The 7,474-nt window shown below is 58.4% G+C and carries 8 protein-coding genes; 3 read left to right on the top strand and 5 right to left on the bottom strand.

Annotation, left to right across the window (positions count from 1 at the left end):
* Both O3A94_16895 and O3A94_16890 read left to right on the top strand, forming a co-directional pair.
* The coding region (locus tag O3A94_16895) for a hypothetical protein (protein MDA1357928.1) at nucleotides 1-207 on the top strand (207 nt) is incomplete at its 5' end.
* A gap of 480 nt (nucleotides 208-687) precedes the next feature.
* Nucleotides 688-2,082, top strand: a complete 1,395-nt coding sequence (locus tag O3A94_16890; GenBank protein MDA1357927.1) for an amidase — start codon at nucleotides 688-690, stop codon at nucleotides 2,080-2,082.
* 37 nt (nucleotides 2,083-2,119) lie between these two features.
* Here the strand turns inward: O3A94_16890 and O3A94_16885 are convergent, their stop codons facing one another.
* The 5 genes from O3A94_16885 to O3A94_16865 are packed head-to-tail and all read right to left on the bottom strand — an operon-like array spanning nucleotide 2,120 to nucleotide 6,965.
* Nucleotides 2,120-3,178, bottom strand: coding sequence for a branched-chain amino acid ABC transporter permease (locus tag O3A94_16885; protein ID MDA1357926.1), 1,059 nt, complete (start codon nucleotides 3,176-3,178; stop codon nucleotides 2,120-2,122).
* Nucleotides 3,175-4,053, bottom strand: a complete 879-nt coding sequence (locus O3A94_16880; GenBank protein MDA1357925.1) for a branched-chain amino acid ABC transporter permease — start codon at nucleotides 4,051-4,053, stop codon at nucleotides 3,175-3,177. The genes O3A94_16885 and O3A94_16880 overlap by 4 nt, the downstream gene beginning before the upstream one ends.
* A 5-nt stretch (nucleotides 4,054-4,058) precedes the next feature.
* A complete protein-coding gene (locus O3A94_16875; GenBank protein ID MDA1357924.1) occupies nucleotides 4,059-4,778 on the bottom strand; it encodes an ABC transporter ATP-binding protein in 720 nt (239 codons plus the stop codon).
* The gene (locus O3A94_16870) at nucleotides 4,768-5,601 is read right to left on the bottom strand and encodes an ABC transporter ATP-binding protein (GenBank protein ID MDA1357923.1); all 834 of its coding nucleotides are present in this window, start codon (nucleotides 5,599-5,601) and stop codon (nucleotides 4,768-4,770) included. Before O3A94_16870 ends, O3A94_16875 begins: the two co-directional genes overlap by 11 nt.
* Nucleotides 5,602-5,603: 2 nt before the next feature.
* Complete coding sequence (locus O3A94_16865) at nucleotides 5,604-6,965, bottom strand: ABC transporter substrate-binding protein (GenBank protein ID MDA1357922.1); 1,362 nt, start codon at nucleotides 6,963-6,965, stop codon at nucleotides 5,604-5,606.
* A gap of 293 nt (nucleotides 6,966-7,258) precedes the next feature.
* Between O3A94_16865 and O3A94_16860 the strand changes: the two genes are divergently transcribed.
* Nucleotides 7,259-7,474: IS6 family transposase (locus tag O3A94_16860; GenBank protein ID MDA1357921.1), on the top strand; the 216-nt coding region annotated here is incomplete at its 3' end.

Raw genomic sequence — 7,474 nt, 5'->3', positions numbered from 1 at the left:
GGTGATCTGAACCACCGCGTCCCGTTTGAAATCGTCACTGAAACTGGATTTACTCATCATGGCCTCCTTACCTCAAATTTAGGAAAGAAGGCGTCTACGAATCTAGGGGCTATTCAGTCGCCGCTCCTCATAAGTCCACTCGCCTCAACAAGCAGTTTATTGGCGCTGGCAGCGTCTTCTTCAAATTGGCTCATACTCAAACCATAGAATATTTTTCTTGTTCATGTCACACCGTCTGAATCGGAAGACGCGACCAAGGTGGTGCAGAGGCGGGTGGTGCCGAACTTCAAGAAGTCGTTTGAGAGGGCGGTGCGGACGGCGCGGCGTTAGTTGTTGTGCGACTTCTTTGGGTTCAGGCCAGTTTCACTTTGGAGGAAGAAGCCACTCACTACCACCACCATCATCTGGGTAACGGTTCAAACCGAATGCTCTTCGTCGCACCCACCGGCCCCGGAATCCATCGCTCCGTTGTACCAAAAGCCGGCCATGCACTAACATTCAAATTGGACCACTCAAGTGGGGCTGATCAGACCAACATCACGGGATGCGTTTGCGCTAGAGCCTAGGCCCGCGATCGACTAACATTTCAACCGGATCCCGCAATAGGGGCCTGGCACCCGCCAACGAAGACAACTCTTAATATGAGTGGGGGATTGAATGGCATCGGCCGATCTGGAGCTCTGTTACATGACCGCGACAGAGGCTTTGGCGCACTTTCGGGCGCGCACGCTCTCGCCGCTTGAGCTGCTGGACGCGCTCATTGCACGGAGTGAAGACATAAATCCCAAGCTCAATGCGCTCACCTACACTTTCTATGAACGCGCCCGCGATCAGGCGAAGAAGGCCGAAGCGAAATACCAATCGAGCGATGGACGGCTGAGAGCGCTTGAGGGCATTCCCGTCGCGATCAAGGATTTCCATCCGGTGAAGGGCGAGATCACGACCTTCGGCTCCAAGATCTTCGAGAATCACCGCCCCGACTATACCGCGCCTACCGTCGATCGCATGCTCAAGGCGGGCGCGATCATGCATCAACGCACGACCACGCCAGAGTTCGCCTATTCCGGAGCGACCCACAGTCCGCTATGGGGCATCACACCCAATCCGTGGAATCTGGAATACACGTCAGGTGGTTCGTCGGGCGGCGCTGGGGCGGCGGTGGCTTCGGGCATGACCACCATCGCCGACGGCACCGACGGCGGCGGCTCGATCCGCATCCCTGCTTCGGCCTGCGGCATCGTTGGCTACAAGGCGCCGTTCGGCCGCAATCCGCTCGACCGCGATCATCCGCTTGAAACGATCCTGCATTACGGCCCCATGACTCGCTCGGTGGCTGATGCCGCGCTCATGCAGAACGTCATGTCGGGGCCTCATCCCGAGGATATCTGCTCATTGCCCAACCGTGTTTGCCTGCCTGAAGACTATGAAGGCATCGAGGGTTGGAAGATCGCTTACTCACCCAATCTCGGCTATGTCGAGATCGATCCCGAAGTGACACGCAATACTGAAGCCGCGGTGGCGAAATTTGAGAGCCTCGGCTGCACCGTGGATCGGGTCGAACTCGATTGGAATTGGGGCGTGCTGGATTGCTGGATGACGTGGTGGGAGGGCCTGTTTGCAGCTGTCGCGGGCGATTTCCTGCCGCGCTGGCGCTATGAGATGGACCCCTATGTGGTGCGCCTGTTGGAGACCGGCCTCGGCCATAGCGCGGCCAGGCTATATAGCTGCAACACGTTCCGCGGCGAGATGTGGCGCGCCCTGCAGCCCATTCTCAAGCGCTACGATGTGCTGATCTGCCCGACCCTCGCCGTGCCCGCCGTGAAGGCTGACCATGACGACGCCGATCCCGACTATCGCATCAACGGCAAGCGCATCCAGGCCTATGTCGGCTGGGTGCTGACCCATGGCTTCAATTTGGTGAGCCAATGCCCGGTGATGAGCGTGCCGACCGGCCATGCTGCCAACGGCGTGCCGACGGGCATGCAAATTGTCGCCCGGCCATTCGATGATCATCGCGTGTTTCGTGCAGCAACGGCCTTCGAGTCTGCTGCGCAGTGGCGCGAGAAGCGGCCCGACATCTAGCGGAAAGAGCCCGAAACGGCACGACCACCCGCGAGGCTCAATCGCCGGCACCGTCTCGATCTGGCTGCTTCAAAGCGTCGCGTCGCCGCCGCATCATTCGACCGACACGCTCATGGGTCATTTCGATGGCGCCGACAACGCCCTTCGGCCAAAACATGCCGAACAGCACAATGATCAAGCCGATGCCCATGTTGCGGTAATCGACGAAGTCCTTAAGAACTTCGTCGGCGAGCATGAGCAGCGCCGCGCCGAGGAGCGGGCCCCAGGCGCGCCCGAGTCCGCCAACCACCATCATGCAAAGCAGAAATAGCATGAGGGGAAGTATGAGTGTACTGGCGCCCATCACCTTGAAATGGCCGGCGTAAACGCCGCCCGCGAGCCCGGTGAAGAATGCTGAAGAAGCGAACACGATAAGCTGGTATTTGAACTGGCTAACGCCTCGCGAAATCGCATAGGTCCGACCATCGCGGAGCGCGCGGAAGGCCAAGCCGAGAGGACTGCGGATCATGACGATAGAAAACAACGTCGCCAGCGCCAACAGGCCGAGCGTGAGATAGTAATCTCCAATGATCCAGTCACGGCCGAGGAGCGCACGAAATCCAAAATCGCCATATTTGGTGAGGCCGCGGGTGCCGCCGGTTAAATTCCGGCACGTGACGCCGTCCATGTAGAAACACTCGGTATCGGTGATGATCAGCAAGTACATGGCCTGGGCGATCGCCAGCGTGAGCAGCGCCACATAGGCGCCACGCAAACGCAGGCAAGCGAGCGCGATCACCAGACTGAACAGCACCGTGCCGAAACCGGCGAGCGGCAGGGCGTACCATAGCGACCAATCGAGGTAGAGTCCCATCATGCCTGTGGTAAAGCCGCCAAAGGCAAACAACGCCATGTGACCGAGCGAGAAGATGCCGGCAACGCCGAACACCAGGTTCCACTGGGTAACAATCGTGGTCCACAGAAAGAATAGCGTGAGCTGGGTGATGAGGTAGCGGTCGCCAAATACCTGCGGAATGATGACGGCGACGGCAAGGACGGAAATGCCGATGGAAATGTCGCGGCGCCAGGGAGCCCTGGCGACTTGCACGGCGTTCATACGCGCGTCACCTGGCGCCGCCCGAACACGCCGTACGGGCGCCATATGAGCGCCAGGATCACCAGCGCGAGCAGTGCCGGGAAGCCGAAGCGGACGCCGAAGAAGTATTGTACGCAGGCTTCAAAGATGCCGAGGATAAACGCAGCGTAAAGCGCGCCTTTGATATTGCCGAGACCGGCGATGACACAAATGATGAAGGCTTTGAGCATCGGATCGTAGCCCATGGTTGGGGCGAGCGTGGTGATCGAGCTGATCATGACTCCGGAGACACCGGCCACGAGGCCGCCGAGCGCCATCACCTGGGCAAATACACGGCCAACATTGACGCCCATGAGCTGCGCCGCGACACGACCCTGCGCGGTGGCACGGATGGCCCGTCCCGTCCGCGATTTGTTGAGCATCCACGCGATAACGAGCATCAGAAATACGGCAATGGCGATAATGAGCGGGGTCTGGTAGCGCACATAGACGACGCCGATGTGGAAGCCCTTTTCCAGCGCAAACGGTTGCCCGAACGGATATGCGCCGAATATCTTGAGTACCAAACTTTCGAGGAAGATCGCGAGTCCGATTGTCACGACAATGATGTTCGTCTCGAACGACTCCAAGTGATACATGAAGCGAATGATCGTAAAATAGATGATCATCCCGACGACGAAGCTCACCAACATTGCAGCCGGCAAACCCATCCACATAGGCAGGCCCAAATCTATGACCGCGGCATAAGAGGCGTAGCCGCCGATCGTCAGCAAGGCGCCGTGCGCCATGTTGAGCATGCCCATGGCTCCCCATACGAGCGACAAGCCAATGGTGCTCACTCCGTACATGGCGCCCAGAGTGAGACCGCTCACCAGAATCTGAATGGCCGTGTCCACGCAGCCTATCCCCCGAGGTAGGTTTCCAATATTTCCTGGTGCAGCTGCAACTCTTCGGGCGGTCCCTGCCAGACGAAGCTGCCATTGTCGAGCAGGTGAATGAAATCGGCGATCTCGGACGCCCGGCTAATATTTTCCTCGACCAGAAGGATTGTCCGGCCCTCGTCTTTGAGACGCGTGATGACCGAATAGATTTGATCGATCACGATGGGCGCGAGGCCGAGGGACGGCTCGTCCACCAGCAAGATCCGCCCGCCGGTCATCAGGCCACGCCCGATTCCGAGCATGCGGCGCTCGCCGCCCGACAGGGTGCGCGCAATCTGGCCCTGACGCTCGTCGAGCTTTGGCAAGAGCGAGAAAATTTCCGCAATGCGGGTCGCGGCCTCGGCATGCGCGCCGGGCAGGTAGGCGCCCATGAGCAGATTGTCGCGCACCGACATGTCGGGAAATATCAGATCGCCCTGCGGGATGTGCACCACGCCGAGCGCGACTATATCGTGAACCTTACGGCCGCGAAGCGATTGCCCGTCGAAGCGCACTTCGCCGCTCATCGGCTGCACGAGGCCCGATATGGTGCGCAACAGCGTTGTCTTGCCGTGGCCGTTTGGCCCGATGATGGTAACTACGGTGCCGTCCGTAATTGCCATCGAGATGTCGCGCAGCACCGCTTGGCCGTGATAGCCCGCCGTGACATGGTCGAGTTCCAACAGGGGCTCAGCAGCCATTAGTTCCTGTAGAACCTGTAGCTCCGGCGGCGCCTGTGCCTTCGAGGATATGTGCCAGCCGCTCGGAGGCGCCTTCGCCGAGATAGACTTCCACCACCGTCTTGTCTCGGATCAGCCCTGGCGCCGAGCCCTCATAAATATTTTCGCCATGGTGCATGATCAACACACGATCCGAAAGCGCCACCAAAAAACGCATGACATGCTCGATCAGAACTATCGTCACGCCGGATTCGCGCACCCGGTTGACTATCGCCATCACGTCGTCGATTTCCGTCGGGTTGAGGCCGCCCACCGGTTCGTCCAAGAGCAACAGGGTGGGTCGTGTAGCGAGGGCGCTGGCAATCATCAGCAGTTTGCGGTCGAACACCGGGAGGTTCTTGACGACGGCGTCGGCACGATTGGCTATGCCGACCAGCTCCATCGCTTCCAGGGCGCGGTTTCTCGAGCGCTTGTCGAAATGCAGGCGGGGGATGATGCGGTTGCGGCGGCCGAAATAAGAAGCGATGAGAACATTCTCAAGCGCGTTCAAGGTGTCGAAAGCGGCGTTGAATTGAAACGTGCGCGCGATGCCGGCATGGCAGATGCGATCCGGCTTCCAGCGCTGTATGGGTTGTCCGTCGAACACGATCTGGCCGGCGTCCGCCGGGTCGAGACCCGAGATAACGTCGAACAAAGTTGTCTTGCCGGCACCGTTCGGCCCGCCGATGCCGAGTATCTGACCGGTTTGGACTTCGAAATCCAACCCGCGAACCGCAGCCAGGGCGCCGAAATATTTATCGACGCCCTGGCAAATTAGTAGAGGTGGTTGGTCCGCTGATGCCATATTTAGGTTTTATACCATGGCGGCAACTTGAACTGCGAGGTTTCATAGGGCGAGGGTGCTATCAAATCCGGCTCACCCGTATGGTCCTGGATTTGCAGATATTGATGCGGCATGCCGAGCGACGGATCGTTGGTCGCATCCGGATAGGGGATGGCTGCTTGCTCCGGCAGGAAGAACTTGGTTGTTCCCATGGTGCCGCGATAGATTTGATGCCGCAAACGTTGGGCAACTTTTTGGTTTTGATCGAACTCTCCAGGTCCGCCGGTGCCGCCCGCAAGGGCCGCCGCAATCGCATAATAATGGGCTGAATCATAAACCTGGGCCGCGACCAGCGGGCTCGACGAGGCGCCATATTTGGCCTTGTAGCGGTTGTTGAAATCGTTGCCGATCTCGTCCTGCAGCGAGGCGATGACGGTCGAGTACAGCACGCCGTTGGTCGTCTCTTTGCCAATTTCGCGAAACGCGGCAAGCGACGGACCATACTGCATGTAGACCAGACTGTCGGTCGGTGAGGGCACAAACTGCAGACAAAATTGAGCCAAATCCTGCGGTACCCAGTGGGTAATGGCAATCACAGCCGGTGGATCGTTGCGAAGTTTCGCTAACACCGGACCCCATTCAGAAATCGGCACCACAACGGTTTCGAAGAGGCTGACGTCCCAATCATATTCGGCGGCTTTTTCGCGTATCGCGTTGGCTATCACCACGCTGTAATTTTGAGAGCCGGTGATAATTGCAACATTCTTGTTGGGGCGCTCCCACTGTCCCTTGGTTCCCAGGTCGTTGAGGAATTGCAACAATCCCGGGCCGTACCAATATTCCGCTGGGTCGCCCATGAAGTTGGAGAAATGCAGATCGGGATTGTTGCCCACCGTTTCATGGTGAACGATATCGGTGTTGTGGTGGATGTAGATGACGCCCGCATCGGCGATGGTTTCGTATTCCGCCGTCACAGCGCCGGTGTTGTAACCGTTGATGATGGCGTGCACACCATGGCGGTCAATCAAGCGCTGCATGGCCGGTAGGATGTTGTCCGCGCCTTGATTCCCGGTGTCCTCGAATACGGTGTTCACGGGCCGGCCGAGAATGCCGCCCATGGCGTTGATTTCTTCCGCCGCCATCTCAAGCGCCCGCTTGAACTCGATGCCGTCGGCCGCCGCCCAGCCGGTGAGCGGGACGCCGCCGCCGATCAGGATCGGCTTGCCTTCGGCGGCAACACCGTCATTGATCTCGGCCAACATTCCGAGTGAGCCGGCCATCGCGCCAACACCGGCGAGACCCGCACCCTTCAGGAAATTGCGCCGGCCTTCAAGAAAGCCTTTGCGCGCAATTTCCGCACGAAGTGATTTTCTCTTGATCAACATGGAAATCTCCCTTGATTATAAGTGGTGCTCGATATTTTCACATTGCAGAAACCGTAGGTACGATATTACTTCAGGTATATTTTAACCGCTATTTTCAAATAATGTCCATGATCTATCCCGTACACTTCAAGCGCATGCGTCGCCTGCAAACGTGGAATGCGCCCGCGCCGCAATCGGGTACTCAAATTAGTGAAAGCTCCTCTCGCCGGGCCGGATTGACGTTCAACACATGCGCTGGCACTGTCAGACCAAATTGGCTTGAGGCGAGTGGGCTCGTTCCGTAGCCTTCGCGGATGAGAAGTCCCTTCCGTTATTTCAACAGGTCGCCCGAGATCATCCGCCTGACAGTGATGATGTATGTTCGTTATCCGCTGTCGCTTCGTCAGGTCGAGGATCTTTTGTTTGAACGCGGCATCGACATCTGCCACGAGACGGTGCGATTCTGGTGGAACCGGTTCGGCCCGATGTTCGCCGCAGAGATCCGTAAACGGCGCGTTCATCAACGGTCG

The organism is Pseudomonadota bacterium (assembly GCA_027624955.1).
In the GTDB taxonomy this organism is placed as follows: domain Bacteria; phylum Pseudomonadota; class Alphaproteobacteria; order UBA828; family UBA828; genus PTKB01.
The sequence above is the reverse complement of the archived record's forward strand: the minus strand, read 5'-3'. Positions and strand labels throughout refer to the sequence as shown.